This is a genomic window from Pseudomonas fuscovaginae SE-1, from assembly GCF_000364705.1.
GTDB classification, from domain to species: Bacteria; Pseudomonadota; Gammaproteobacteria; order Pseudomonadales; family Pseudomonadaceae; genus Aquipseudomonas; species Aquipseudomonas fuscovaginae_A.
The window spans coordinates 1-25077 of sequence record NZ_AQOH01000126.1 but is presented as its reverse complement, the minus strand read 5'-3'; the positions used below and the strand labels follow the sequence as shown (position 1 = coordinate 25077).

The window sequence follows — 25077 nt, the reverse complement described above, 5'->3', positions numbered from 1 at the left end:
ATCCGTCGCCGAACGAGCGGCCGAAGCCCGCCTCGCACATTACTGGTGCGAATTTAAAATTATTGAACGGAAACCGTGCAAAACCGATGAACACGCCTGACGAAGCACCACCCAAGCTCAAGCTCGAGCAGTACCTCGGCATCCAGATCAAGCGCCAGCGCCAGGCCCAGGAACTGAAACTGGCCGACGTGGCGCGCATCGCCGGCATCAGCCAGGGCATGTTGAGCAAGATCGAGAACGCCCAGGTGTCCACCAGCCTGGATATCCTCAGCCGCCTGTGCGACGTGCTCGGCATGCCGATGTCCAAGCTGTTCAGCCAGTACGACCAGCAAGGCGGCAGCGCGCTGCTGGTCAAGCGCGACGAAGGGCTGGAGGTGGTGCGCCGTGGTACCGAGAAGGGCCACACCTACCACCTGCTCAATCACACCCGCGGGCCGAAGAAGAGCTTCGAGGCGTACATGGTGACCATGGACGACGCCAGCGAGGAGTTCCCGACCTTCTCCCACCCCGGCACCGAGTTCCTGCACCTGCTCGAAGGCGAACTGGTCTACCGCCACGGCAACCAGCTGTACCCGATGGAGGCCGGCGACAGCCTGACCTTCGACGGCGAAATTCCCCATGGCCCGGAGAAACTGGTACAGGTACCGATCCGCCTGCTGTCGATCATGAATTACGGTGCGTCGGGGGAATAACGCCCCCGGTTCCCCTCCCTCCGAAAATTTCCCACCAGTTAAAAAAGTTTCCAGAAATCTCTGGACGTGCCATTTCCTTTCGCCTATAAAACGCAAAAAAGAATATTTAATTCCTACCAGGAATTTTTATTCACCTACAACATTGCTGTTCTCACCGAATTTCGCTTTGCGCCGAGCTGCCGCCACTCTCCAGAGGACATGCCATGCAACACGAAAAGAACCCTTTCATTCTCAAGATCAGTTGTCCGGCGACCTCCGGCATCGTCGCGGCGGTGACCTCGTACCTGGCCGGCAACGGCTGCTATATCGGTGAAATGGCGCAGTTCGACGACGATTTCAGCGGCAAGTTCTTCATGCGCGCGGTGTTCCGTTTCAACGACGGCCACAGCGGCGATATCAGCGGGATCAAGGCCGGTTTCGCCGAAGTCGCCCAGGCCTTCGACATGCACTGGGAACTGCACGACACCCGCGAGCCGATGCGCGTGCTGCTGATGGTGAGCAAATTCGACCACTGCCTCACCGACCTGCTGTACCGCTACCACAAGGGCGAGATGGACATGACCATCACCGCCATCGTCTCCAACCATCTGGACCTGCGGCCCATGGCCGAGCGCGAGGGCATCCGCTTCATCTACCTGCCGGTGACCAGAGAGACCAAGGCCCAGCAGGAGGCGGCGCTGATGAAAGTGGTCGACGAAACCGGCACCGAGCTGGTGGTGCTCGCCCGCTACATGCAGATCCTCTCGGACGACCTGTGCAGGCAACTCTCGGGCCGGGCGATCAACATCCACCACTCGTTCCTGCCCGGTTTCAAGGGCGCCAAGCCCTATCACCAGGCCTACGAGCGCGGCGTGAAGCTGATCGGGGCCACCGCCCACTACGTGACCAGCGACCTCGACGAGGGGCCGATCATCGAGCAGGAAGTGCAACGGGTCGACCATGTCTACCTGCCGGATGACCTGGTCGCCACCGGGCGCGACACCGAGACCGTGGCCCTGTCCAAGGCGGTGAAGTACCACCTGGAACACCGCGTATTTCTCAACAACGACAGAACGGTGATCTTCCGGTGAGTACTCCCAAGCTGATCGATGGCAAGGCCGCCGCGGCGCGGCTACTGGCCCGGGTCAAGGCCGAGGTGCGGGAACTGAAGCAGGCCGGTATCGAACCGGCGCTCGCGGTGATTCTCGTGGGCCAGGACCCGGCCAGCCAGGTCTACGTGCACAACAAGATCCTGCGCGCCGAGGAGACCGGAATCCGCTCGCTGGAATACCGGCTGGGCGCCGATACGACACAGGCGCAGCTACTCAGCCTGATTACCGAGTTGAACGAGGACACCAGCGTCAACGGCATCCTGTTGCAGTTGCCGCTACCGGCCCATATCGAGGAAATCCGTGCCCTGCAGGCCATTGCCCCGGGCAAGGATGTCGACGGTTTCCACAGCGAGAACGTCGGCGGTCTGAACCAGGGCCGCGACGTGCTGACGCCCTGCACCCCCAGTGGCTGCATGCAATTGCTCGAAGACGCCTGCGGCGACCTGAGCGGCAAGCACGCGGTGGTGATCGGCCGCTCGAATATCGTCGGCAAACCCATGGCCGCCCTGCTGCTCAAGGCCCACTGTTCGGTCACCGTGGTCCACTCGCGCAGCGTCGATGCGAAGGCCCTGTGCCGCCAGGCCGACATCGTGGTCGCCGCCGTCGGCCGCCCGCGCCTGATCGATGGCGGCTGGCTCAAGCCCGGCGCGGTGGTGATCGACGTCGGCATCAACCGCATCGATGACGAAGGGCGCAGTCGCCTGGTCGGCGACGTCGACTTCGACAGTGCCCTGCCCCAGGTCTCGGCCATCACCCCGGTACCCGGTGGCGTCGGCCCGATGACCATCGCCTTCCTGATGAAGAACACGGTGACCGCTGCCGTTCAGCAGGCCCACGCACAACGCCGTCACCTGGAGGCCCTATGCCATTCCATCTATTGAAATACGGGCTCGGCTCGCAATACCCGGTCGAGGTCGACCTGCCCGCGCCGAAGGAACTCAAGCCGTCCTACGACGTGGTCATCATCGGCGGTGGCGGCCACGGTCTGGCCACCGCCTACTACCTCTCCAGGTACCACGGCATCAGCAACATCGCGGTGCTGGAAAAGGGCTACCTGGGCGGTGGCAACACCGCGCGCAACACGGCGGTGATCCGTTCCAACTACCTGACCAGCGAAGGCGTGCGTTTCTACGCCGAGTCGGTGCGGATGTTCGAGGGCCTGTCCAACGAGTTCGACTTCAACATCATGTACTCCCATCGCGGCCAGCTGACCCTGGCCCACACCGATGCGACCGTGCGTTCGTTCCGCCAGCGCGCCGAGCTCAACAAGCACTTCGGCGGCCGCACGGAAATGATCGACCGTCAGCAGATCCGCGAACTGGTGCCCACGCTCAACCTCGATCCCGGCCACCTGCCAGTGCTCGCCGGCCTGTGGCACATCGACGGCGCCACCGCCCGCCACGACGCGGTGGCGTGGGGTTATGCCAAGCAGGCCGCCAAGCGCGGCGTGGAGATTCACCCGCTCACCGAGGTCCAGGAACTGCTCATCGACCACGGCACGATCATCGCGGTGAAGACCAACCGCGGCACCGTCCGTTGCGGCTGCGCGGTACAGGCCGTGGCCGGCATGAGTTCGCAACTGATGAAAAAGGCCGGCATCCGCTCGCCGATCCAGACCTTCCCGCTGCAGGCCATGGTCACCCAGCCGTTCAAGCCGTTCCTCGACCCGCTGGTGAGTTCCTCGGCCCTGCACTGCTACGTGCAGCAGACCAGCCGTGGCGAAGTGGTGTTCGGGGGCGGCTCCGACCCCTACCCGCTGTTCAACACCCGCTCGACCCTGGACCTGAAGGAAAGCCTGCTGGCCCATGCCATCGAGATGTTCCCGTTCCTGGCCAACGCCAAGCTGATGCGCCAGTGGGCCGGGATCACCGACATGACCCCGGACTACAGCCCGATCATGGGCCTGTCGCCGGTGAAGAACTACTACCTGGACGCCGGCTGGGGCACCTGGGGTTTCAAGGCCACGCCGATCTGCGGCAAGACCATGGCCGAGCTGGTCGCCAGCGGCGGAAAGGTACCGGAACTGATCAGGCCGTTCGGCCTCGAGCGCTTCTCCACCTTCCGGCAAGTCAACGAAATGGGCGCGACAGCGGCCAGCCACTGAGGAGCGGAACATGAAAGTGATGAATTGTCCGCTCAACGGACCGCGCAACATCAGCGAATTCACCTACGGCGGCGAATTCAAGCGGATGCCCGACCCGCAGACCTGCAGCGATGCGCAATGGGCCGACTACGTGTTCAACAGCGAAGACACCCTCGGCGTGGTCCGCGAATGGTGGCTGCACACCCCGTCCAGCTACTGGTTCCTGGCCGAACGTCATACCGGCAGCGACGAGATCCTGCGCACCTTCGACCCCGGGGAACTGTTCGACACCCGCGTTGACTTCACTGCCGCGACCACCCAGGAGACCGTGCGATGAACCGCCTCCCCATGCCCATGGGCCTGCTGATCGACCGCAGCCAGCCGCTCGACTTCAGCTTCGATGGCAAACCCTACCAGGGTTTTGCCGGTGACAGCATCGCCAGCGCCCTGCTCGCCAATGGCCGCTTTTTGCTCTCACGCTCGTTCAAGTACCACCGCCCGCGTGGCCCGCTGACCATGGCGGGGCAGGACGCCAACACCCTGGTGCAACTGCCGCGTGAACCCAACGTGCTGGCCGATACCCACCCGCTCGAAGGCGGCGTGCAGGTGACCGGGCAGAATTTCAGCGGATCGCTGGACCATGACCGCGACGCCTACCTCGGCAAGTTCTCCAGGTTCATGCCGGTGGGCTTCTACTACCGCTCCTTCTACAAGCCCCGGGGCGCCTGGAAGCTGTGGGAGCCGATCATTCGCAAAAAGGCCGGCCTGGGTGTGCTCGACCTGAGCTTTCAGCCCGAGTACTACGACAAGGCCTACCTGTTCGCCGACCTCGCGGTGATCGGGGCCGGCCCGGCCGGCCTGCAGGCAGCGCTGAGCGCGGCCAATGCCGGGGCCAAGGTGCTGCTGGTCGAGCAACAGCCGATCCTCGGCGGCTCGCTGACCTACGCCCGCTTCGACCTCGACGGCCAGCGTGCCGACAGCCTGCGCCGGGAGCTGGTCGATGCGGTGGAAAATCACGCCAATATCCGCGTGCTGAAACAGGCCACCTGCAATGCCTGGTTCACCGACAACTACCTGCCGGTGATCCAGGGCAAGCGGATGTACAAGGTCCGCGCCAGCCAGTGCCTGATCGCCAGCGGCGCGTTCGACCAGCCGGTAATCTTCCGCAACAACGACCTGCCCGGGGTGATGCTCTGCAGCGCCGCGCAGCGGCTGATGAAGCTCTACGCGGTAAAACCGGGCCAGCGTGCCGTGGTCCTGACCGGCAACGACGACGGCTACCTCGCCGCGCTGGACCTGAACGACCAGGGTGTCGAGGTCGCCGCGCTGATCGACATGCGCCCTCACCCGGCCAACCGCGAACTGCTGCTGGAACTGGAAAAACGCGGCATCCCCTGCCACCCCGGCAGCACGGTGTACGAGGCCCGGCATGAAAAGGGCCTGCGCCATGTCAGCGGCGTCGATATCCGCAAGATCACCGGGCAGGGCCAGGTCGCCCAGCAGGGGCTGATCCTGGACTGCGACCTGTTGTGCATGTCCGGCGGCTACATGCCGGTCTACCAACTGCTGTGCCAGGCCGGCGGCAAGCTGGCCTACGACGACCAGTTGGCGGCGTTCACCCTCAGCGGGCTGCCGCGCAACCTGCGCGTCGCCGGCTCCGCCCATGGCTACCACGCGCTGGACAACGTGCTGGCCGATGCCATCGACGCGGCGGCGCAGATCGTCACCGCGCTGAACCTGGAGCCCGTCGCCAAACCGCTGCCGCTGCGCAGCGAGGCCCCGGTCAACTTCCCCTGGCCGATCTTCCCGCACCCCAAGGGCAAGGACTTCGTCGACTTCGATGAAGACCTGCAGGTGCGCGACATCGTCAATGCCACCCGCCTCGGCTACCGCGACGTGCAACTGGTCAAGCGCTTCTCCACGGTCGGCATGGGCCCGTCCCAGGGTCGTCATTCGGCCTTGCCGACCGCGCGACTGGTCGCCTCCTCGACCCAGCGCAGCGTCAGCGAGACCGGCGTGACCACCGCCCGCCCGCCGTTCGAGGCGGAAAAGCTGGCCCACGTCGCCGGCCGCGCCTTCGACCCGTACCGGCAGACGCCGATGCACCAGCGCCACCTCGATGCCGGGGCGAAGATGATGCCGGCCGGGATCTGGCAGCGTCCGGCCTACTACGGCAAGCCCAGCCAGCGTGACGCCTGCATGCAGGCCGAGGCGCTGCATGTGCGCAACAAGGTCGGCATCATCGACGTCTCGACCCTCGGCGGCCTGGACGTGCGCGGCCCGGACGCCGCCGAACTGCTCAACCGGATGTACACCTTCGCCTTCCTCAAGCAGCCGGTGGGCCGTTCGCGTTATGCGCTGATGACCAACGAGCACGGCGTGGTGATCGACGACGGTGTCTGCGCGCGCTTCGCCGACCACCACTTCTACGTGACCGCCACCACCAGCGGCGTGGACCGTATCTACCAGCAGATGCTCAAGTGGAATGCCCAGTGGCGGCTGGACGTCGATGTCGCCAACGTCACCGCGGCGATTTGCGCGGTCAACGTGGCCGGGCCGGACTCGCGCAAGGTGCTGGAGAAAGTCTGCAACGACCTCGACCTGTCACCCGAGGGATTCCCCTACCTGGCGGTGCGCCAGGGTACGGTGGCCGGGATCAAGGCCCGCCTGCTGCGAGTCGGCTTCGTCGGCGAGTTGGGCTATGAAATCCATGTGCCAGCGCGCCATGCCCTGCAACTGTGGGACGCGCTGATGGCGGCCGGCAAGGCCTGGGACATCCGCCCGTTCGGCGTCGAGACCCAACGCCTGCTGCGCCTGGAAAAGGGCCACGTGATCATCGGCCAGGACACCGATGGCATGACCCACCCGGCCGAGATCGACATGGACTGGGCGGTCAGCCGCAACAAGCCGTTCTTCGTCGGCCGCCGCTCGGTGGACATCCTCGAGGCCCAGCCGCAGAAGCGCAAGCTGGTCGGTTTCACCCTGCCCAAGGGCAGCCCGCAACCGCTGGAAGGCCACCTGGTGCTCAAGGGCCCGGACATCAGCGGCAACGTGACCTCCTGCGAATACTCGCAGACCCTCGACCGGATCATCGGCCTGGCCTATGCCGCCTTCGACCAGGCCACGCCCGGCCAGCAGATTCCGATCCGGGTCGAGGGCGGCGTGATCGTCCAGGCCACGGTGGTGAAGCTGCCGTTCTTCGACCCTGAAAACCAGCGCCAGGAGCTCTGACATGTCCAGCCTCATTACCGAACGTCCCATCGCGGCTGCCCGACACCCGGACGGCGTACCCGCGCAATGTACCCTGGTCGATCTGACCGACCTGCCGCGGGTCGGCTTTCGTGGCCCGCAGAGCGCCGCCTACCTGCAGGAGCGCGGTTTCAGCCTGCCCGAGGCGCCCAACCGCGCCGTCACCCAGGACGACGGCAGCCACGTGGCGCGCCTGTCGCAGACCGAGTACCTGATCCTCGGCAGCCTGGCTGACCGTGGCGCACGCATCGCCCACGAAGAGGCGCGCTGGGCGCTGGGACACGGCGCCCACTACCTGCTGCCGCGCCAGGACAGTCATGCCTGGATGCAGTTGGGTGGCGTGTGCATCGCCGAGGTCATGGCCAAGCTCTGTGGCGTCGACCTGCGCCTCCAGGCCTTCGCACCGGGGGCCGTGGCCCAGACCTCGGCGGCGCGGATCAACGTGATCGTGGTCAACCTCGGCGGCAACACCCAGCCGACCTTCCAGATCCTCTGCGACCGCGCTTCGCTGGCCTACTTCAGGGACGCCGTGCTCGATGCCATGGCCGAGTTCGACGGGCAACTGCTGAGCCTCGACGCCCTGTAGCCGTTGTCCCCTGTGGGCCCCCCACAGGAGCTATCGAGGAGGATTGCCTCATGAACCTGCCGGAAACGCTCGCGCGCGACACCGGCGACCGCGTCCCCGCCCTCGCCCGTGGCCTGGGCGTGCGGGGCATGTTCAGCGTCCGCACGCGCAGCCTGAGCATGCCGAAGATCGCGGCACAGCTGGGCGTCACGACCTCGGCGGTGTATCGCATCCTGTCCACGCTGACCGACAGGGTTACCTGAACAAGCGCCACAATCAGTACGAACCGGGTGCGCGGGCGATCAGTCGGGAACTCGGTGGTCAGCCCTAGCGGATACGACTGTTCTCAACCTTCCTCTTCGGGAAACGGCAGGCTCAGCAGCCACTCGCTGAACGCGACCAGCGACGGCAGGTTCTGATAGCGATTGGCATACGCCAGGTAATAGCTCTTGCCGCTTTTCATGGGCTCGAACAGCACCACCAGCGAGCCCGCCCGGATCTCGTCCTGCACCAGCACCCGCGGCACCAGGCCGATGCCGATACCGGCGACCGCCGCCTGGATCAGGTGGCTGGTGAGTTCGAAGCCGGGCCCCGGACGCATCAGGCGGTGATCCAGGCCGTTGTGCTCGAACCAATCCGACCAGGCATTGGGCCGGGACACGACGTTGAGCAGCGAATGACTGGTGGCGATCTCGACCGGCGTCGCCGTGCGGTATTCGGGCAGGGCCGAAGGACTGGCCACCACCACCAGTTCCTCGGTCAGCAGCTTGTGCGACATGAAGCCCGGCCAGGAACCGGAGCCGGCGTAGATGATCGCATTCATCTCGCCGGCGGCACTGGCCAGGTCGGCCTGGATGATCCGCGAATGAATGTGCACCACGATATCCGGGTGCCTGGCATAGAAATCGTTCATCCGCGGCAGCAGCCACTTCGAACCGAACGTCGGCAGCACGCCCAGGTGCAGCACGCCCTCCTGGGAGCGGAAAGCGATGGTCTTCAGGGTCGCGCTGCGAATCCGCCCCAGGGCTGCCGATAACTCATGCTGGTACAACGCCCCGGCCGCCGTCAGTTCGATGCGCCGGCCGTCACGCAGGAACAGCTCGACCCCCAGCAGCGTCTCCAGCGCCTGGACCTGCCGGCTCACCGCGCTCTGGGTCAGCAGCAACTCGTCTGCCGCCTTGGTGAAGCTGCCATGGCGAGCCGCCGCCTCGAAGGCCACCAGTACCGACATCGAAGGAGTGAGGCGTCTAGGATTCATTCATAAAGCTCATGCAAAGGCTGCGTGTTTTACGTTTGTAAGCGGCGTCTCATCCGCAAATAATCGAAACTATACCGCTTCGCCTCGACACTGGCTCAGTCCTGAGCATACGTTTAGCGAATATAAAAACGAATCAGCCTGCAGGAACCGTCACCCATGATCGCCCGCCTTGCCCCCACCCATGGTCAAACCGACGCCTACGAGCGCTTCCTGACACAACTGGCCAGCGAAGGCTTCCAGGGGGAAATCGCCGGCGACCTGGGTTCCCGGACGGTGCTGGCGACCGACAACTCGATCTACCAGCGCCTGCCCCAGGCAGCGGTGTTCCCGAAAACCTACGCCGATGTCGAGCTGGTGGCGAAACTCGCCGCCCACCCGCAGTACCGCTCCGTGGTGCTCACCCCGCGCGGCGGCGGCACCGGCACCAACGGCCAGTCGCTGACCGACGGTATCGTGGTCGACCTTTCCCGGCACCTGAACAGCATCCTCGAAATCAACGTCGAGGAGCGCTGGGTCCGGGTGCAGAGTGGCGTGGTCAAGGACCAACTGAACGCCGCCCTCAAGCCCCACGGCCTGTTCTTCGCCCCTGAACTGTCGACCTCGAACCGAGCCACCATCGGCGGCATGATCAACACCGACGCCAGTGGCCAGGGCAGTTGCACCTACGGCAAGACCCGCGATCACGTGCTCGCCCTGTCGACCGTGCTGCTCGGCGGCCAGCGCCTCGACAGCCAGCCGATCGCCGCCGACCAGGCCGACCGAGAGGCGGCCCGGCAGGACCTGGTCGGCAGCGTCTACCGCTGCACCCGCGACATCGCCGACCAGCAGGCGCAACTGATCAAGGACACCTTTCCGCCGCTCAACCGCTGCCTGACCGGCTATGACCTGGCACACCTGCGCGAGGAGGACGGCGGTTTCAACCTCAACAGCATCCTGTGCGGTTCCGAAGGCTCGCTGGGCTTCATCGTCGAGGCCAGGCTCAATGTGCTGCCGATCCCGCGCCACAGCATCCTGGTGAACGTGCAATACGCCGGTTTCATGGATGCCCTGCGCGACGCCAAGGCGCTGATGGCGCTCAAGCCGCTGTCCATCGAGACCGTGGACTCCAAGGTGCTGAGGCTGGCGATGCAGGACATCGTCTGGCACGGCGTGGCCGAGTACTTCCCGCCGATCCCCGGCCAGCAGACCCTGGGCATCAACCTGATCGAATTCAGCGACGACGACCAGGAGCAGCTGGAGCGGCGCGTTCATGACTTCATCGAACACCTGAAAAACGACACCAGCGTGGTGCGCCTGGGCCACACCCTGGCGGTCGGCGGCGAGGCGGTGAAACGCGTCTACACCATGCGCAAGCGCTCGGTGGGCCTGCTCGGCAACGTCCAGGGCGAAGCCCGTCCGCAGCCGTTCGTCGAAGACACCGCCGTGCCGCCGGAAAACCTCGCGGACTTCATCGCCGAGTTCCGTGCGCTGCTCGATTCGCACCAGCTCGAATACGGCATGTTCGGCCACGTGGACGCCGGCGTGCTGCACGTGCGGCCGATCCTCGACATGAAGGACCCGCGCCAGGCGGCGCTGATCCGCCCGATCTCCGATGGCGTGGCCGCCCTCACCCAGAAATACGGCGGCCTGCTGTGGGGCGAGCATGGCAAGGGCTTGCGTTCGGAGTACTCGCCGGCCTACTTCGGCCCGCTGTACCCGTCGCTGCAGGCGATCAAGGCGGCGTTCGACCCGTTCAACCAGCTCAACCCGGGCAAGATCGCCACGCCGTCGAGCGTCAGCGAGGCCACCCTGACCAAGGTCGACGAAGTCGTCCTGCGCGGCGAGCTCGACCGGCAGATCGACGAGCGCGTCTGGCAGAGCTACCACACCGCCGCCCACTGCAACGGCAACGGTGCCTGCTACAACTTCGACCCCGATGACGCGATGTGCCCGTCCTGGAAGGCCACGCGCAACCGCATTCATTCGCCCAAGGGCCGTGCCTCGCTGGTGCGCGAATGGCTGCGCCTGCAGGGCGCCCAGGGCGCCGACCTGCTCGGCGACGTGACCAGCCGCTTCAGCGTCGGCAACCTGCTGGCCAAGGTGCGCAACAGCGTCGGCAAGCAACTGGGCGAGAAAGATTTCTCCCATGAAGTCTATGAGGCGATGGCCGGCTGCCTGGCCTGCAAGTCCTGTGCGGGCCAGTGCCCGGTGAAGGTCAACGTACCGGACTTCCGCTCGCGCTTCCTCGAGCTCTACCACAACCGCTACCTGCGACCGCTGAAGGACTACGTGGTCGGTTCGCTGGAGTACAGCATTCCCTACATCGCCCGCTTTCCACGGCTGTACAACGCCATGATGAACGCGCGGCCGGTCAAGTTCCTGCTCGAACACGTGGTCGGCATGGTCGACAGCCCGCTGCTGAGCCTGGTGGACTTCCACCAGGTCTGCGCCCGCTGGAACGTGCAGACCGCCACCGCGCACAAGTTGTCGAAACTGAGCGAGGAGCAGCGCCAGCGCAGCGTCGTCATCGTCCAGGACGCCTTCACCCGCTACTTCGAGACCCCGTTGGCGGCCGAATGGATCGAGCTGATCGCCCGGCTGGGCTACGACATCTACCTGGCGCCGTTCGCCCCCAACGGCAAACCGCTGCAGGTCCAGGGTTTCCTCGGTGCATTCAAGAAGGCCGCGAGCCACAACGCCAAGGGTCTGAAGGCACTCGAAGCCCATGGCATCCCGCTAGTGGGGCTCGATCCGGCGATGACCCTGGTCTACCGCCAGGAATACGCCAAGACCCTGGAGCAGGATGCCGCGCCACGCGTGGTACTGGCCCAGGAGTGGCTGGCGACCGCCCTGCCGCAGCTGGAGAAACCGGAGGCGGCAGAGACCTTCCACTTCCTGCCGCACTGCACCGAGCGCACCAACGAGCCGGCCAGCGTCGAGCAGTGGAAGAAGGTCTTCGACGGCTTTGGCCTGAAGTTGCAGGTGCTGGCCAGCGGCTGCTGCGGCATGTCCGGCACCTACGGGCATGAAACCCGCAACGCCAAGACGTCGCAAGTCATCTACTCGCAGTCCTGGCAGCCGCTGGTGGAGCGCTACCAACCGGCCGGCCGCCTGCTGGCCGACGGCTACTCCTGCCGTAGCCAGGTCAAGCGCCAGGCCGGTAAAGAAGTGCTGCATCCGTTGCAGGCGTTACTGGGCCGGCTGCGCCAGCAGGCTAGCACCGAGGCGTGAGGGCGCCCCACACGTCTTCGTCGACCAGATTGGGCGGGCGTTTTCCGGCCAGCGCAGTCAGCAGGTTCCGCACCGCGCAGCGGGCCATCGCCTCGCGCGTCTCATGGGTGGCGGAGCCGATGTGCGGTGTCGCCACGACGTTATCCAGACTGAGCAGCGGTGAATCGGGCGACAGAGGCTCCTGATTGAAGACGTCCAGGCCGGCGCCGCGAATGCGCCGCTCGCGTAGGGCGTCGATCAGCGCGGCTTCATCCACCACCCGCCCCCGCGCGATGTTCACCAGGATCGCTTCAGGCTTCATCAGGGCCAGTTCGCGTCGACCGATCAGCCCCTGGGTTTCGGCACTCAGGGGCACGGTCAGGCAAACGAAATCCGCCTGCCGCAACAGTTCATCGAGAGGGCAATGGCGCGCCGCGTAGCGGGCCTCCACTTCAGGCCTGGCAGTGCGGCTGTGGTAGAGCACCTGCATGCCGAAACCGGCCGCGCCGCGCCTGGCCAGCGCCTCGCCGATGCGCCCCATGCCGACGATACCCAGCGTCTTGCCCTGCACGTCGCTGCCGAAATGGGCCGGCCCCAGGCTCGCCCGCCAGTGGCCTTCGCGCACCCAGCCGGCCAGCTCGACGACCCGGCGGGCGCTGGCCAGGATCAGGGCGAAGCCGGTGTCGGCGGTGGTTTCGGTCAGCACATCCGGGGTGTTGGTCAATAACACGCGACGACGGCTCAGCTCGGCCACGTCGTAGTTGTCCACGCCCACCGACACGCTGGCAATCACCTCCAGTTGCGGCGCCAGGTCCAGCAGGCCCTCGTCAATGCGCAGGCTGGCGCCGAGCAGGCCATGGGCACCGGGCAAGGCGTCACGCAGGCGCGCCAGCCCATCCGGCTGGGCCATGTCCACCCAGGTCACCTCGACCTGCTCCTGCAAACGCGCCATCAGGTCGGCGGACAGCCGCTTGTACAACACGATTCTCTTCTTCATTCCAGTATGTCCTAGAGCGTTACGGCCAGACGGGCCCCCGGGCGCCGCGTCTGCGAGGGGTTGAGCACGGCGGTCAGCACGACAGCGGTCAGCAGCGCACCACACATGAACAGATAGGAGGTTCCGGGGCCACCGGTCACCCCGTTGAGGTAGCCCACCAGCCACGACCCGCCAAAGGAACCCAGGGCGCCCATGCTGTTGATCAGTGCCATGGCACCGCCGGCGACGTTGCTCGGCAGGATTTCCGGCACGATCGCGAAGAACGGGCCATAGGGCGCGTACATGCAGGCCCCGGCGAGCACCAGCAGCGCGTAGGACAGCCAGAAATGCTCGGTGCCCAGGGCATAGGAGCCATAGAACGCCAGCGCGGCGATCAGCAGCGGTGGCCAGACGAAACGCTTGCGCTTCTGCAGCCGATCGGACGCCCAGGACACGCCGATCATGGCGAGCACCGCCGCCAGGTACGGCACCGCCGACAACCAGCCGGCCTGGACGATGTCGACGTTGGCTGCCTGCTTGAGGATCGACGGCAACCAGAGCACGAAGCCGTACACGCCGATGCTCCAGCAGAAATACTGCAGCGACAGCACGATCACCTGCGGCGAGCGGAAGGCCTCGCGGTAGTTCTTGACCGGCTTGATCCCCTGCTGCTCGGCCGCCAGTGCCGCCTGCAGGTCCGCCTTTTCCTCCTCGCTCAACCAGCGGGCCTGGGCCGGCCGGTCGTCGACCAGGCGCCACCAGAGCAAGGCCCAGATCACGGCGGGCAGGCCTTCGATGATGAACATCCAGCGCCAGTCGAAGTGCTGGATGAGGTAGCCGGACACCACCGACATCCACAGGATGGTGGCCGGGTTGCCGAGGATCAGGAAGGTGTTGGCCCGCGAGCGCTCCGCCCGCGTGAACCAGTGGCAGAGGTACACCAGCATGGCCGGCATCACCGCGGCCTCCACCACCCCCAGCAGGAAGCGGATGACCACCAGCATGTAGACGTTGCTGACCATGCCGGTGAGCGTCGCCAGCCCACCCCAGAGGATGAGGCTGACGAAAATCAGTTTCTTCACGCTGCGTTTCTCGGCGTAGATGGCGCCCGGCACTTGGAAGAAGAAGTAGCCGAGAAAGAACAGCGCCCCCAGCAGCGAGGACAGCGCCGGGGTGATATTGAGGTCTTCGGCCATGCCCGAGGCGGCGGCGAAGCCATAGTTGGCACGGTCCAGGTAGGCCAGGCTGTAGGTGATGAAGACGATGGGGATGATGTACCACCAACGGCGACGGGCGAGGCTTGTCGTTTGCATGATTCACTCTCCTGAGCTTGTTATTGTTGTCGCAACAGGTTTCGGCAATCCGGTGTTTATGTCTCAAGCGCTCCGGCGCTTGTCCAGGTCCTCGAGTTCATGCCGCAAGGGCAGGCCTTCCATGTCGCCACGGAACTGCACGGCGCGGCTGCCGCACCAGTTGCCACGCGCGACCGCCTCGGGCAGTTCGTGGCCTTCGAGCAACCCACTGAGCACGCCCACGGCAAACGCATCGCCGGCACCGACCGTGTCCACCACCGTCGGCACCGGCAAGGCAGGGACATGCCCTTCATCACGCCGCGTACGGAAGTAGGCGCCCTGCTCTCCCAGCTTGATCACCACCCGCTCGGCCCCACGGTCCAGGTAGAACGCGGCGATATCGGCCGGTTCGCGTTGCCCGGTCAGCAGGCGTCCTTCCTCCAGGCCCGGCAGCAGCCAGTCGGCCTTCAGCGCCAGGGCGTTGACTTCGCGCACCATGGTGGCGGTGTCGGGCCACAACGAAGGGCGCAGGTTCGGATCGAAAGAGACGCTCCGGCCCGCTTCACGCATGGCATCCACCAGGGCATGGGAGAGCGCCCGGCAGGTCGGCGACAGCGCCAGAGGAATGCCGGTGGCATGCAGATGCCGGACCTGCAACCGTTGCCCGGCGAGCATCGCCGGTGACAGATGACTGGCCGCCGAGTTGCGCCGAAAGTATTCCACGCCCGGATCGCGGCCATCGTCGCGGCGCTCCTTGAGCTGGAAGCCGGTGGCATATCGGCGGTCGACTTCGACGCCTTCACAGTCCAGCCCCTCCCGACGCAGGCTGTCGATGACGAAACGCCCCAGCGAATCGTCACCGACGCGGCTCAGCCAGCGCACCTTGAAACCCAGCCGGGACAGGCCGATGGCGACGTTGCTGTCCGCACCCGCGATCCGCTTGGCGAACTGGCTGACCTGGGCAAGATCGCCGGTCTGTTCGGCAACGAACATCGCCATGGTTTCACCGAAGCACAACACATCGTGTTCAAACATGGCTGACCTCCGCGCCCAGGCCGAGCCGGGCCAGGTTATCGACCTGCCCCCGCGTGAGTGCCAGCAGGTCGGCGCCCACGAGGGGGTATTCCACGGCGCGCACGACGCCCTGGGTGAATTCGCCGAACAACCTGTCCCAGGCCATCAGGTCCGCCGCGCGTGGCCTCACGGCCACCAGGCGCCCGCTGGGTTGGCGCTCCACCGCCTTGCAGTGGACGTACCGTACCCATCGAGCGAACTGCCGGGCGGCCTGGGTCGCCGACTCGTTCTGCCATTGCCAGTTGCCGATGTCGAAGGTCATGCCCACGGGCAGCGCCAGGGCCTCGACCCGCTCGAAGAAGCCCAGCAATGGAGCGATCTTTCCGCCCTGCGGGGTCTGGTCATTCTCCACCAGCAACCTGGGCAGGTATCGAGTCGACAGCGCCCGCAGGGCCGATACGTCACAGCCGGGGTGGTAATGCCCGAGGGACACCTTGAGCGCGACGGCACCCAGCCGGCCCGCCAGTTCCAGCTTCTCCGGCAGCAGTGGGTCGAGCCCACCGCGCGCAGTCCACAATTCCAGCGGCGAAGAGAACAGACACTCCAGGCCCAGTGCGCCCATCGCGGCACGCAGGGCCGTGGTGTCCGGCAGGTCCTCGAACAGCTCCTCGCGAAGCTCGACACGGAAGACACCGGCAGCCGCCAGCAACTCGAGAAAACTCTCCTGGCCGGACTGCCGGACGAAGTCGGCGCCATAGCTGGAGAGACTGATGGAAACGGGGTTCAAGCGCATTGTTCTTATCCTGATGAAACCGGTTTCATTTTTGGTCGGCAGAAAGCCCCCTGCACGACCGTTCAGAGACTCAGGTGAGTGGATCCTCGAACGATCAACTCAGCCTTGAGATCGATTCGCTTCGGCTCGTCGCCCTCGCCGCGCAGGCGCTTGAGCAGGCACTCGAACGCCGTCACGCCAATGGCTTCGGTCGGTTGGGCCAGGGCGGTGATGCCGCTGCCGACCAGCGGGTACCAGTCCAGCTCATCCAGCGCGAGCAGGCCGACGTCATCGAACAGTCGCACGCCCCTGCCATGCAGGGCACGGGTGACGGCCAGGGTGGCGACCCCGTTGCAGGTGAAGATGGCCTGCGGGCCATGGCCGTTCGAACCGAGGAACCTGGCCAGGTCATCCTCGAGGTTCGAGTCGATCTCGAGAATCTGCTGGCGGATGCCCGAACGGCGCGCAATGGATTCGCTGAAGGCCCGCACCCGCTCCAGGCGCGAGCTGGTGCCGTCGAGGGGTTCGGTCACCGCGAGGATGTCCCGGTAGCCGCGGGCCTGCAGGTGATCCAGGGCCTGCTCGAGCGCATCGGCATTGTCCAGGCCGACCAGGTCGACATTGAGTTCCGGCAACTGGCGGTCGATCAGCACCATGGGCATGTCGCGTTGCAGCTCGACCAGTTCGCCCCGATGGTGCCCGAGGGTGTTCACGATCAGGCCTTCGATGTTGTATGACTGCAGCATCTGCAGGTGATGACGTTCCTGCTCGTCGTCGCGGTTGGTGTTGCACAGCAGCAGGGTGTAGCCGTGCTGCCGGCAGGCTTTTTCCACGCCGCGCATGACCGCCACCGAATAGGGGTTGAGGATGTCGGCCACCAGCATGCCGACCAGGCGCGTCTGGCCACGCTTGAGCCCCCGGGCCATCTGGTTTGGGCGGTAGCCCAGGTGCTGGATGACGTCCGCGATGCGTTGTGCGGTCGCCTCCGCCAGCAACTGCCGATCACCGCCGATGTAGCGGGAGACGGTCGCTTTTGAAACACCGGCAGCCCGTGCGACCTGGCTGATGGTGACCCGCTCGCGCGGGTTGGAGGGAAAATCCGTCATCGAAGGTCTCTTGTGATTGTTGTGCGAGACGATGAATGAAACCGGTTTCAATACATCAAAACCGGCGCCAAACGTCATCTACCGTTCGTCGGATGTTAACAAACATTCGCCGACAACCAGCCACCGGTCTTCGCTCGGATGCTTCAGGAATCGCTGCGCAAACCCAGGCCGGCCCCATGACGCCAACCGGCCTGGGGCCCCGCTAGTCGCGAATGGCATTCCTCGTGTCGCTGCCCGAGGTCTTGTCCGTTTCAGGCGTGCGCAGCCGGGCCACGTCGCCAGCCGTCACGGTACTCCCCTGGTTGCCCCAACTGGTACGGATGAAGCTGACCACCTCGGCCACCTCCTGGTCGCTCAGCCGCCAGCCGAAGGCCGGCATGCTGATGTTCGATGGCGCCGCGTGCGTCGCCGGAACGGTCCCGCCCGCCAGCACCACATGGATGAGCGAGGTCGGATCCTGGGTCTGCACCACCGGGTTGCCGGCCAACGCCGGGAAGAACCGGGTGTAGCCATGGCCGTCGGTGCGGTGGCAGGCCGCGCAGTTGTCGATGTAGACCGACGCCCCCGGCTGGCTGTCATCGCCCTTCCACAAGGCGTCCGCGACCTGCTTGTCGTAGACGTGGGGCTGGTCGTCCGCCTGGCTCGGTGGCAGCGTCTTCAGGTAGCGGGCCATGGCGGTCAGGTCGGCATCGGTCAGGTATTGCAGGCTGTGCTCGACCACGTCGCTCATGCCGCCGAACACCGCGCTGCGCTCACTGCGACCGGTCTTGAGGAACTGCACCAGTTGCTCTTCGCTCCAACTGCCCAGGCCATCCTTGTGGTCACCGCGCAGGTTCTTGGCAATCCAGCCCTCGAGTGGCGCGCTGCCGGCCAGGAACTGCTCGCCGCCCTGCGGGTCGAGGGCCTTTTCCTGCATGGTCAAGGCCCGCGGGGTATGGCAGGCGCCACAGTGCCCCAGGCCCTCGACCAGATAGCCCCCCCGGCTGACGACCGGATCGGCGTTGGCGGGAGCGACCCAGGCCTTGGCCTCCGGTGCGAACAGGCCACGCCAGATCGCCAGCGGCCAACGCATGCTCAGCGGCCAGGGAATATCGGTGGCCCGGTTCGGCTGCGCAACGGGTTCGACACCCTTGATGAAATAGGCGTAGAGCGCCTTCATGTCCTCCTCATTGACCCGCGCATAGGACGGATACGGCATGGCCGGGTACAGCGTGCTGCCATCCTTGCCAATGCCCCTGCGTACCGCCCGGTCGAAGTCTTCGAAGCTGTAGCGGCCAATGCCGCTGGCGTCCGGGGTGATGTTGGTGGAGTACAGGGTACCGATCGGCGTCGGCATCGCCAGGCCTCCGGCGAACGGCTTGCCGCCCTTGGCGGTGTGGCAGGCGACGCAGTCGCCGGCACGGGCCAGGTACTCGCCGCGCTTGACCAGCGCCTCGTCGGATTCGGCAGCCTGCGCGGTTGCACTGGCACTGAGCAGGAGGGTGGCGATCAACAGTCTCTTCATGTTCTCTCGCTCCTCAAGCCTGGACCAGCGGGCCGGGATTTTTCAGGTACTGCTCGCGAATGGCCCGGGCCGACCAGTAGGTCAGCGCGGCCACCAGGCCGGTCGGGTTGTACCCCAGCCCCTGGGGAAATGCCGAGGCGCCCGGAACGAACACGTTGTGCACGTCCCAGCTCTGCAGGTAACGGTTCAGGGCGCTGGTCTTCGGGTCGCTGCCCATGATCGCGCCACCGTTGAGGTGAGTGGTCTGGTAGCTGGCGGTGTTGAAGTGCTCCTTGACCTTCTTGCCGAGGATGGCAATGGATTGGGGATTCATTGCCTGGGCGATCCTGCTCAGCTTGTCGACCATGAACTGGTTCATCCTGATGTCGTTTTCCTGCCAGTCGAAAGTCATGCGCAACAGCGGCTGGCCGTAGGCATCCCGGTAGGTCGGGTCCAGGTCCAGGTAGTTGCCGCGGTAGGACTGGTGCGCGCCATGGGCGTCCATCGACACCTGGTGGGTGTAGTAATCGGCGGTGGCCTTCTTCCAGGCGCTGCCCCAGGCGGGCGTACCCGGTGGGTTGGCGATACCGGCGATCGGCCGGCTGCCGGCCTGGTTCACCCACATCGGCGAACCACCGACGAAGCCATGGGGGCCGTGGTCGAAGTTGTCGGCGTTGAAATCATCGATCGCGATGCCGTTGCCGCCGGCGCCGATGAAGTTGTTGGTGTAGGTGTCCTTGTCGAAGAACGCCTTGACCGTGCCCATGTTCTGGTAGGCGAAGTTGCGGCCCACGACCCCTTCGTTCTTGATCGGGTCGTAAGGCTTGCCGATGCCGGAGAGCAGCATCAGGCGCACGTTGTTGAACTGGAAGGCGGCGAGAATCACAAGGTCCGCCGGCTGCTCGACTTCGCGCCCCTGGGCATCGATGTAGGTCACGCCGGTGGCCTTGCGCTTGCTGTCGTCGAGGTTGACCCGCAGCACATGGGCGTTGGCCCGCAGCTCGAAGTTGGGCACCTGGCGCAACGCCGGCAGGATGTTCACGTTCGGCGAGGCCTTGGAATACATGTAGCACACGTAGCCACTGCAGAATCCACAGAAGTTGCACGGCCCCATCTGCGCGCCATAGGGGTTGGTGTAAGGCCCGGAGGTGTTGGCCGAAGGCAGGTTGTAGGGTTTGTAGCCCAGGTTGTGGGCCGCCTGCTCGAACAGCCGGGCCGACACCACGTTCTTCTGCGAGGGCAGCGGGAACGGGTTGGAGCGGTCCGGTGCGTAGGGGTTGCCGCCCTTGCCCTCGCCGACCACCTCACCGTTGACGGTCCAGGCCTGACCCGAGGTGCCGAAGACCTTTTCCGCAAAATCGAAATACGGCTCGAGTTCCTCGTAGCTGACGCCGAAGTCCTGGATGGTCATGCCCTCGGGAATGAAGCGCTTGCCATAACGTTCCTCGTAATGACTGCGCAGGCGCAGCTCGATCGGGTCGACCCGAAAATGCACGCCGGACCAGTGCAGCCCCGCCCCGCCGACGCCCTTGCCGGGCAGAAAGGCGCCCAGTTGCCGATTGGGCAGCGCCACGTCGTTGACGCTGTGGCGGATGGTGACCGTCTCTTTCGAGACATCGACGAACAACTTCTTGCGCACGCTGTAGGTCAGCTCATCGATGACCTGCGGATAACTGCCCTCCGGGTAGGTGTCCTGCATCGGTCCGCGCTCCAGCGCCACCACCTGCAACCCGGCCTCGGTGAGTTCCTTGGCCATGATGGCACCGGCCCAGCCGAAACCGACGATCACCGCGTCGACCTTCTTCATTGCATTGGCCATGGGTTATGCCCTCTCGCCGCGAATCGACACGGCGGGGAACGGGTAAGGCTCGTTGCGCTCGACCCAGTCCATGAAATCGGCCCGGGCGCCCGGGAAGCCGATCTGCGTCCAGCCGACCATGCCGCGGTTGCCGCCGTGGATCGGGTCGCAGAAGAACCCTTCACGGGTGTTCTGCACCAGCAGGCTGAAAAACACCTTGGCCGGCACTTGTTCGAATACGGCCTCACCGGACTCGATCTTGCGGAGAACATGGTCTCGGGTAGCGCTGTCTTGCTCGGAAAAATTTTTCCCGGTGGTGGTTTTGCACCAGGCCTGCGCGGCCGCAATACCCAGGCGGTAGATCTGCTGCGGGCTGAGTTGCAACTGATAGCCCAGCTCCGGGGCGGCATCGGCGTTGAACGGGCCCTGCATGTACCACTGGGCACCCGTGGCGTAGGGCGTATTCATTTGCCGGTCGATGAACTCGGCGGCACCCGCCTCCAGTGCCCCTGGACCGAGCTCGTCGGCCGGGATGATGCGCGATACCGCGGCCTGCAGGAACGCCCACTCTTCGGCGCTGAAAAAGGTCGGCTGGTATTGGCTGGGCGGCGCCGGCGCCGGGACCCGAGGCTCGCGCGCGGGCGCCGCACTCGGTTGGCCGGCGCCAAAGCCCAGCCCCGTGCTCGCCACCGTGACGACGGGGATCAGGGTCAGCGTTTTGCGCAGGAAGTCCCTGCGCGGGTTATCGGGGGCATGCTCAGGCATTGTGATTCCTCATCGGCTTCGGGCGGCTTTGGAGCGGCGCCTTCTATTTTCGAATGGTGGGTCGTGCTCAAGGGGGGAACTGCGTACAGCCGACTAATTTAGCGTTTTTACAGAGGCTTTGAAACCGGTTACATCGGCGATGCCAGTGGATAGGTCCCAGCTTCCCCGGATCGCCCGATACGCCATCAGCGCAGGAACGCTGGCTGGCCTGGTGGTCGTCAACCCCTTGCCCGCAAGTCCTGGCCCTCCAGCCAGGGTCGCCACCCCCAAGCCCGGGCATGGAATCTCTTCGCATTAAAATGTTATGTTATTACGTAATTAATGGAGATTTCACCTTGAGACAACGCGCACCGCTGCTGGCAGGCTTCACCCTCGGACTTCTCGGGCAACCGGTATCAGCAGCCCCCACCCTGATGCTGGAAGACATCACCATCACCGACTCGTACGTCGAAGAACGCGCCGAGGGCCCCGTGCGGGGCTATCGAGCCACCCGCTCGGCCACCGCAACCCGCACCGACAGCGACCTGCGCGACACCCCACAGAGCATCGACGTGGTGCCGGCCCAGGTGATCAGGGACCTCAATACGACCCGTATCGACCGTGCGCTGGACTTTGCCGGCGGGGTTTCGCGACAGAACAATTTCGGGGGACTGACCTTCCTCAACTACAGCGTGCGCGGCTTCACCACCGGCGAACTGTACAGGAACGGATTCGCCATCAACCGCGGCAGCTACAGCGCCCCCGACACCTCCGGCATCGAGCGCATCGAAGTGCTCAAGGGCCCCGCCGCCAGCCTCTACGGGCGCGGCGATCCCGGCGGCCTGGTGAATATCGTGAGCAAACGCCCACAGGCCGAAGCCTTCAGCACCCTGAGCATCAGCGCGGGCTCCTGGGACCGCTACCGCAGCAGTCTCGACCTCAACTCGCCACTCGACAGCGAAGGCCAACTGCTGGGGCGGGTCAACATGGCGGTGGAGGACAACGGCAGCTTCCGCGACCATGTCGACAGCGAACGTCGCATCGTCAGCCCGTCACTGAGCTGGCAGCTCTCGCCGGATACCCGGCTGATGCTCGACAGCGAATTCTCCAGCACCGAAGCGGTGTTCGACCGCGGCATTCCAGCCGTCAACGGTGAGCTGGGTTCGGTCGGGCGTTCGACGTTCATGGGGGAACCGAACGACGGGCAGATCCGCAACGATAACCAGACCCTCGACCTGGCCCTCGAGCACTACCTGAACGATGACTGGAAGCTGCGCCTGGCCAACCACTACACCCAGGGCACGCTCAAGGGCGCAAGTTCCGAACCGCAGGCGCTGGTCGGCACCACCCTCACCCGTTTCTACCGCGAACGCGATTTCGAATGGAATGACAACATCACCCAGGCCGAGCTGCATGGCACCTTCGACTGGGCCGGATGGCAGCACCAGACCCTGACCGGCCTGGAGTACGAAAACTACCGCAACAGCCAGAAGTATCCCCAGAGCGCCACGCTGCTGAGCTATGGCCTGGATATCCACAATCCCGTCTACGGCCAGCCCAAGCCGGCCCTGACCCGGCCAAACGACTTTTTCGAGCGCACCGAAAGCTACGCCCTCAACCTGCAGGACCAGATTGCCTTCACCGACCGCCTGCGCGGCCTGGTGGGCGTACGCCTGGAGCGGATCAGGCAGACCTCGCTGAACCGCGCGACGGCCGTCAGCAACAGCCAGGAGAAGGACGTGGCCACGCCACGCGCCGGCCTGCTCTACCAGCTCACCCCGCAGGTCGGTGTCTTCGCCAATGCCTCGACCTCCTTCAAGCCCAACGCCATCGGCACCCAGGGCCAGGTGTACCAGCCGGAGAAAGGCCTGGGTTATGAAACGGGGCTCAAGCTCGATCTGTTCGACAGCCGTATCGGTGCCACGGTCGCGCTGTTCCGGATCGACAAGGAAAACGTCGTCACCACCGATGCCACGGGTGAAAGCGTCGCCGCCGGCAAGGCCCGCAGCCAGGGGCTGGACCTGCAGTTCAGCGGCCAGGTCAGCGATGCCGTGCGGGTGATCGGCGCCTATGCCTACATCGACGCCGAAGTCACCCAGGGCGACACCGCCGTCCCCAAAGGCAGCGACCTGCTCGGCATCCCACGGCACAGCGGCAGCCTCCTGGGCGTCTACGAATTCCAGGACGGCCTCCTGCATGGCTCGGACATCGGCGCCGCCTTCAATTACGTCGGCGAACGCTCCGGCCAGGCCGGGAGCCGCTTCACCCTGCCCGCGTACAGCACCGTCGACCTGCTGGCGCACTACAAGGCCAGCGAACAGCTCACCCTCGGCCTGAACCTGAACAACCTGTTCGATCGCCATTACTACGAGCGCGCCTACAACAGCACCTGGGTAATGCCTGGCGAACCGCGCAACTTCAGTCTCAGCCTCACCCTCAACCTCTGACAGAAAGGACTCACCATGCAATTGCCACTCAAACTTGTCGCCGTCCTGGCACTGCTCACCGCCCCCCACGTGAGCGCCCACGGTCTATGGACCGAACAGCGTCGGGGCAATATCGAAGTCGTCTACGGGCACGGCGCGGAAGACGATGCCTTCCAGGGCCAGAAGGTCAAGCGTGCCTGGGCCTTCGACACTGCCGGCAAGATGATTCCGGTGACCGTGGCGCGCCTGCCCGACCATGCCCGGCTGCAACCGCTCAAGCCGGCGGCGGTCATGGCGGTGGTGCTGGACAACGGCCCCTGGTCGCAGACCCCGGATCAGCGATGGGTGAACAAGGACCGCACCCAGGTGCCCAACGCCATCGACTCGACCCATGCGCTCAAGTACAGCCTGGCCATCAATCAGCCAGGCGCCCGGTTGCCCAAACTGGACATGCTGCGGTTGGTGATCATTCCGCAAACCGATCCGCTGACGGTCGGCCCGGGCAATGAACTGGACGTGCAGGTGCTGGTCGATGGCAAGCCCGCTGCGGGCATCGAACTGTATACGGATTTTCGCGGCGCGCCTGATGAAATCGGCGGCAAGACCGACGAGGCCGGCCGCGCCCGCATCAAGGTCCGCAACGAGGGCCTGAACGTCATCGCGGCAAAAGCCACGCTGACAAGGCCCCACGACGGACCGGTGGCCAAGGAGAGTCTGTTCGCCTCGTTGACGTTCCTTGGCGAGGAACACCATGAATGAGCCGTGCCAAGGCTGAACCGATGCCCGCCCTGGAGAACCTCCCGCCGCCCTGCCATGGCGGCGTGTCCGGCACCTGATCGCAGCCAGGCGACTGCCGGGCAGGCAAGGCCGCCTTCCCGCCCGGCACCACCGAAAGCTTGCACCGCTGAAATGTCACCTTTCGGCCTTGCCAATGTCGTCCCCGACGCCATGCACTTATTCTGCCTGCGAACGGCCAGGCCTGGGAGGCAGGGCGCTGCCGGGGCGCAGGTCCGCTTCTGGCAGCCCACCCATGCCCATGGGCAATCGTCTCCAGACCCGCGGCGGATCTCTCTATAAAAAACAAATGGCATACACCATGATCGAAGTGACCGAACGCTCCATCGCCGAGCTGCGCGATGCCCTTGAATCCGGCAGAACCACCGCCGTGCAGTTGGTCGAGGCCTATCTGGCCCGGATCGACGCCTACGATGGCGCCGACACGCCCACCGCGCTCAACGCCGTGGTGGTGCGCAACCCGGATGCGCTCGACGAGGCGCGGGCTTCCGACGCACGCCGGGCGCGCGGCGAGACCCTGGGCCCGCTCGATGGCATTCCCTAC

20 protein-coding genes and 1 pseudogene are annotated in these 25077 nt (G+C 65.3%); 12 read left to right on the top strand and 9 right to left on the bottom strand.

Features of this window, described 5'->3' with window-relative positions:
• Positions 1–86: 86 nt before the first annotated feature.
• From K675_RS0112995 to K675_RS0112960, 8 genes are all read left to right on the top strand, one after another.
• On the top strand, positions 87–692 hold the full coding sequence (locus K675_RS0112995; RefSeq protein ID WP_017903949.1) for a helix-turn-helix domain-containing protein: 606 nt from the start codon (positions 87–89) through the stop codon (positions 690–692).
• Between the two features lie 203 nt (positions 693–895).
• The gene (purU, locus tag K675_RS0112990) at positions 896–1762 is read left to right on the top strand and encodes a formyltetrahydrofolate deformylase (RefSeq protein WP_017903948.1); all 867 of its coding nucleotides are present in this window, start codon (positions 896–898) and stop codon (positions 1760–1762) included.
• The gene (gene folD / locus K675_RS0112985) at positions 1759–2664 is read left to right on the top strand and encodes a bifunctional methylenetetrahydrofolate dehydrogenase/methenyltetrahydrofolate cyclohydrolase FolD (RefSeq protein WP_017903947.1); all 906 of its coding nucleotides are present in this window, start codon (positions 1759–1761) and stop codon (positions 2662–2664) included. Before purU ends, folD begins: the two co-directional genes overlap by 4 nt.
• Positions 2646–3887 (top strand): FAD-dependent oxidoreductase, encoded by a 1242-nt coding sequence (locus K675_RS0112980; protein ID WP_026145143.1) that lies wholly within the window; start codon positions 2646–2648, stop codon positions 3885–3887. Before folD ends, K675_RS0112980 begins: the two co-directional genes overlap by 19 nt.
• 10 nt (positions 3888–3897) lie before the next feature.
• Positions 3898–4203, top strand: coding sequence for a sarcosine oxidase subunit delta (locus tag K675_RS0112975; RefSeq protein ID WP_017903945.1), 306 nt, complete (start codon positions 3898–3900; stop codon positions 4201–4203).
• Positions 4200–7097: a 2Fe-2S iron-sulfur cluster-binding protein gene (locus K675_RS0112970; RefSeq protein ID WP_017903944.1), complete on the top strand. Its 2898-nt coding sequence runs from the start codon at positions 4200–4202 to the stop codon at positions 7095–7097. The genes K675_RS0112975 and K675_RS0112970 overlap by 4 nt, the downstream gene beginning before the upstream one ends.
• Position 7098: 1 nt before the next feature.
• Complete coding sequence (locus K675_RS0112965) at positions 7099–7701, top strand: sarcosine oxidase subunit gamma (RefSeq protein ID WP_017903943.1); 603 nt, start codon at positions 7099–7101, stop codon at positions 7699–7701.
• 50 nt (positions 7702–7751) lie between these two features.
• Positions 7752–7943 carry a helix-turn-helix domain-containing protein gene (locus K675_RS0112960; protein ID WP_017903942.1) on the top strand — a complete coding sequence of 64 codons (192 nt, stop codon included), beginning with the start codon at positions 7752–7754 and terminating at the stop codon, positions 7941–7943.
• An 83-nt stretch (positions 7944–8026) separates the two neighbouring features.
• Here K675_RS0112960 and K675_RS0112955 read toward each other — a convergent pair whose 3' ends face one another.
• Positions 8027–8938, bottom strand: a complete 912-nt coding sequence (locus K675_RS0112955; protein ID WP_026145142.1) for a LysR substrate-binding domain-containing protein — start codon at positions 8936–8938, stop codon at positions 8027–8029.
• A 156-nt stretch (positions 8939–9094) separates the two neighbouring features.
• Between K675_RS0112955 and ydiJ the strand changes: the two genes are divergently transcribed.
• The gene (ydiJ, locus tag K675_RS0112950) at positions 9095–12148 is read left to right on the top strand and encodes a D-2-hydroxyglutarate dehydrogenase YdiJ (protein ID WP_017903940.1); all 3054 of its coding nucleotides are present in this window, start codon (positions 9095–9097) and stop codon (positions 12146–12148) included.
• On the opposite strand, the gene K675_RS0112945 is transcribed toward ydiJ, so the two are convergent.
• From K675_RS0112945 to K675_RS0112910, 8 genes are all read right to left on the bottom strand, one after another.
• Positions 12132–13124 carry a 2-hydroxyacid dehydrogenase gene (locus K675_RS0112945; protein WP_017903939.1) on the bottom strand — a complete coding sequence of 331 codons (993 nt, stop codon included), beginning with the start codon at positions 13122–13124 and terminating at the stop codon, positions 12132–12134. The genes ydiJ and K675_RS0112945 overlap by 17 nt on opposite strands.
• Positions 13125–13135: 11 nt before the next feature.
• A complete protein-coding gene (locus K675_RS0112940) occupies positions 13136–14416 on the bottom strand; it encodes an MFS transporter (RefSeq protein WP_017903938.1) in 1281 nt (426 codons plus the stop codon).
• A 63-nt stretch (positions 14417–14479) separates the two neighbouring features.
• Positions 14480–15430 carry a sugar kinase gene (locus K675_RS0112935; protein WP_017903937.1) on the bottom strand — a complete coding sequence of 317 codons (951 nt, stop codon included), beginning with the start codon at positions 15428–15430 and terminating at the stop codon, positions 14480–14482.
• Positions 15423–16202 (bottom strand): sugar phosphate isomerase/epimerase family protein, encoded by a 780-nt coding sequence (locus K675_RS0112930; protein WP_017903936.1) that lies wholly within the window; start codon positions 16200–16202, stop codon positions 15423–15425. The genes K675_RS0112935 and K675_RS0112930 overlap by 8 nt, the downstream gene beginning before the upstream one ends.
• 62 nt (positions 16203–16264) lie before the next feature.
• Complete coding sequence (locus K675_RS0112925) at positions 16265–17287, bottom strand: LacI family DNA-binding transcriptional regulator (protein WP_017903935.1); 1023 nt, start codon at positions 17285–17287, stop codon at positions 16265–16267.
• Positions 17288–17489: 202 nt separating this feature from the next.
• Entirely contained in the window at positions 17490–18791 is a 1302-nt protein-coding gene (locus tag K675_RS0112920; RefSeq protein WP_017903934.1) for a cytochrome c, read from the bottom strand.
• A 13-nt stretch (positions 18792–18804) separates the two neighbouring features.
• On the bottom strand, positions 18805–20589 hold the full coding sequence (locus tag K675_RS0112915; RefSeq protein WP_017903933.1) for a GMC family oxidoreductase: 1785 nt from the start codon (positions 20587–20589) through the stop codon (positions 18805–18807).
• A gap of 3 nt (positions 20590–20592) precedes the next feature.
• Complete coding sequence (locus K675_RS0112910) at positions 20593–21333, bottom strand: gluconate 2-dehydrogenase subunit 3 family protein (protein WP_017903932.1); 741 nt, start codon at positions 21331–21333, stop codon at positions 20593–20595.
• A gap of 335 nt (positions 21334–21668) precedes the next feature.
• Here K675_RS0112910 and K675_RS0112905 point away from each other — a divergent pair, with 335 nt between their 5' ends.
• From K675_RS0112905 to K675_RS30725, 3 genes and pseudogenes are all read left to right on the top strand, one after another.
• On the top strand, positions 21669–23759 hold the full coding sequence (locus K675_RS0112905) for a TonB-dependent siderophore receptor (protein ID WP_198291642.1): 2091 nt from the start codon (positions 21669–21671) through the stop codon (positions 23757–23759).
• 15 nt (positions 23760–23774) lie between these two features.
• Entirely contained in the window at positions 23775–24497 is a 723-nt protein-coding gene (locus tag K675_RS0112900; protein ID WP_017903930.1) for a DUF4198 domain-containing protein, read from the top strand.
• Positions 24498–24834: 337 nt separating this feature from the next.
• Positions 24835–25077: pseudogene (locus tag K675_RS30725) on the top strand (amidase family protein); the annotation flags it as partial.

Bases quoted from the DNA above. Each gene is read 5' to 3' on its own strand.
- K675_RS0112945 (WP_017903939.1), bottom strand. From the start codon at position 13,124: ATGAAGAAGAGAATCGTGTTGTACAAGCGGCTGTCCGCCGACCTGATG.
- K675_RS0112915 (WP_017903933.1), bottom strand. From the start codon at position 20,589: ATGGCCAATGCAATGAAGAAGGTCGACGCGGTGATCGTCGGTTTCGGC.
- K675_RS0112925 (WP_017903935.1), bottom strand. From the start codon at position 17,287: ATGACGGATTTTCCCTCCAACCCGCGCGAGCGGGTCACCATCAGCCAG.
- K675_RS0112960 (WP_017903942.1), top strand. From the start codon at position 7,752: ATGAACCTGCCGGAAACGCTCGCGCGCGACACCGGCGACCGCGTCCCC.
- K675_RS0112955 (WP_026145142.1), bottom strand. From the start codon at position 8,938: ATGAATCCTAGACGCCTCACTCCTTCGATGTCGGTACTGGTGGCCTTC.
- K675_RS0112995 (WP_017903949.1), top strand. From the start codon at position 87: ATGAACACGCCTGACGAAGCACCACCCAAGCTCAAGCTCGAGCAGTAC.
- purU (WP_017903948.1), top strand. From the start codon at position 896: ATGCAACACGAAAAGAACCCTTTCATTCTCAAGATCAGTTGTCCGGCG.
- K675_RS0112940 (WP_017903938.1), bottom strand. From the start codon at position 14,416: ATGCAAACGACAAGCCTCGCCCGTCGCCGTTGGTGGTACATCATCCCC.
- ydiJ (WP_017903940.1), top strand. From the start codon at position 9,095: ATGATCGCCCGCCTTGCCCCCACCCATGGTCAAACCGACGCCTACGAG.
- K675_RS0112910 (WP_017903932.1), bottom strand. From the start codon at position 21,333: ATGCCTGAGCATGCCCCCGATAACCCGCGCAGGGACTTCCTGCGCAAA.
- K675_RS0112935 (WP_017903937.1), bottom strand. From the start codon at position 15,430: ATGTTTGAACACGATGTGTTGTGCTTCGGTGAAACCATGGCGATGTTC.
- K675_RS0112900 (WP_017903930.1), top strand. From the start codon at position 23,775: ATGCAATTGCCACTCAAACTTGTCGCCGTCCTGGCACTGCTCACCGCC.
- K675_RS0112975 (WP_017903945.1), top strand. From the start codon at position 3,898: ATGAAAGTGATGAATTGTCCGCTCAACGGACCGCGCAACATCAGCGAA.
- K675_RS0112930 (WP_017903936.1), bottom strand. From the start codon at position 16,202: ATGCGCTTGAACCCCGTTTCCATCAGTCTCTCCAGCTATGGCGCCGAC.
- K675_RS0112920 (WP_017903934.1), bottom strand. From the start codon at position 18,791: ATGAAGAGACTGTTGATCGCCACCCTCCTGCTCAGTGCCAGTGCAACC.
- K675_RS0112965 (WP_017903943.1), top strand. From the start codon at position 7,099: ATGTCCAGCCTCATTACCGAACGTCCCATCGCGGCTGCCCGACACCCG.
- K675_RS0112980 (WP_026145143.1), top strand. From the start codon at position 2,646: ATGCCATTCCATCTATTGAAATACGGGCTCGGCTCGCAATACCCGGTC.
- K675_RS0112970 (WP_017903944.1), top strand. From the start codon at position 4,200: ATGAACCGCCTCCCCATGCCCATGGGCCTGCTGATCGACCGCAGCCAG.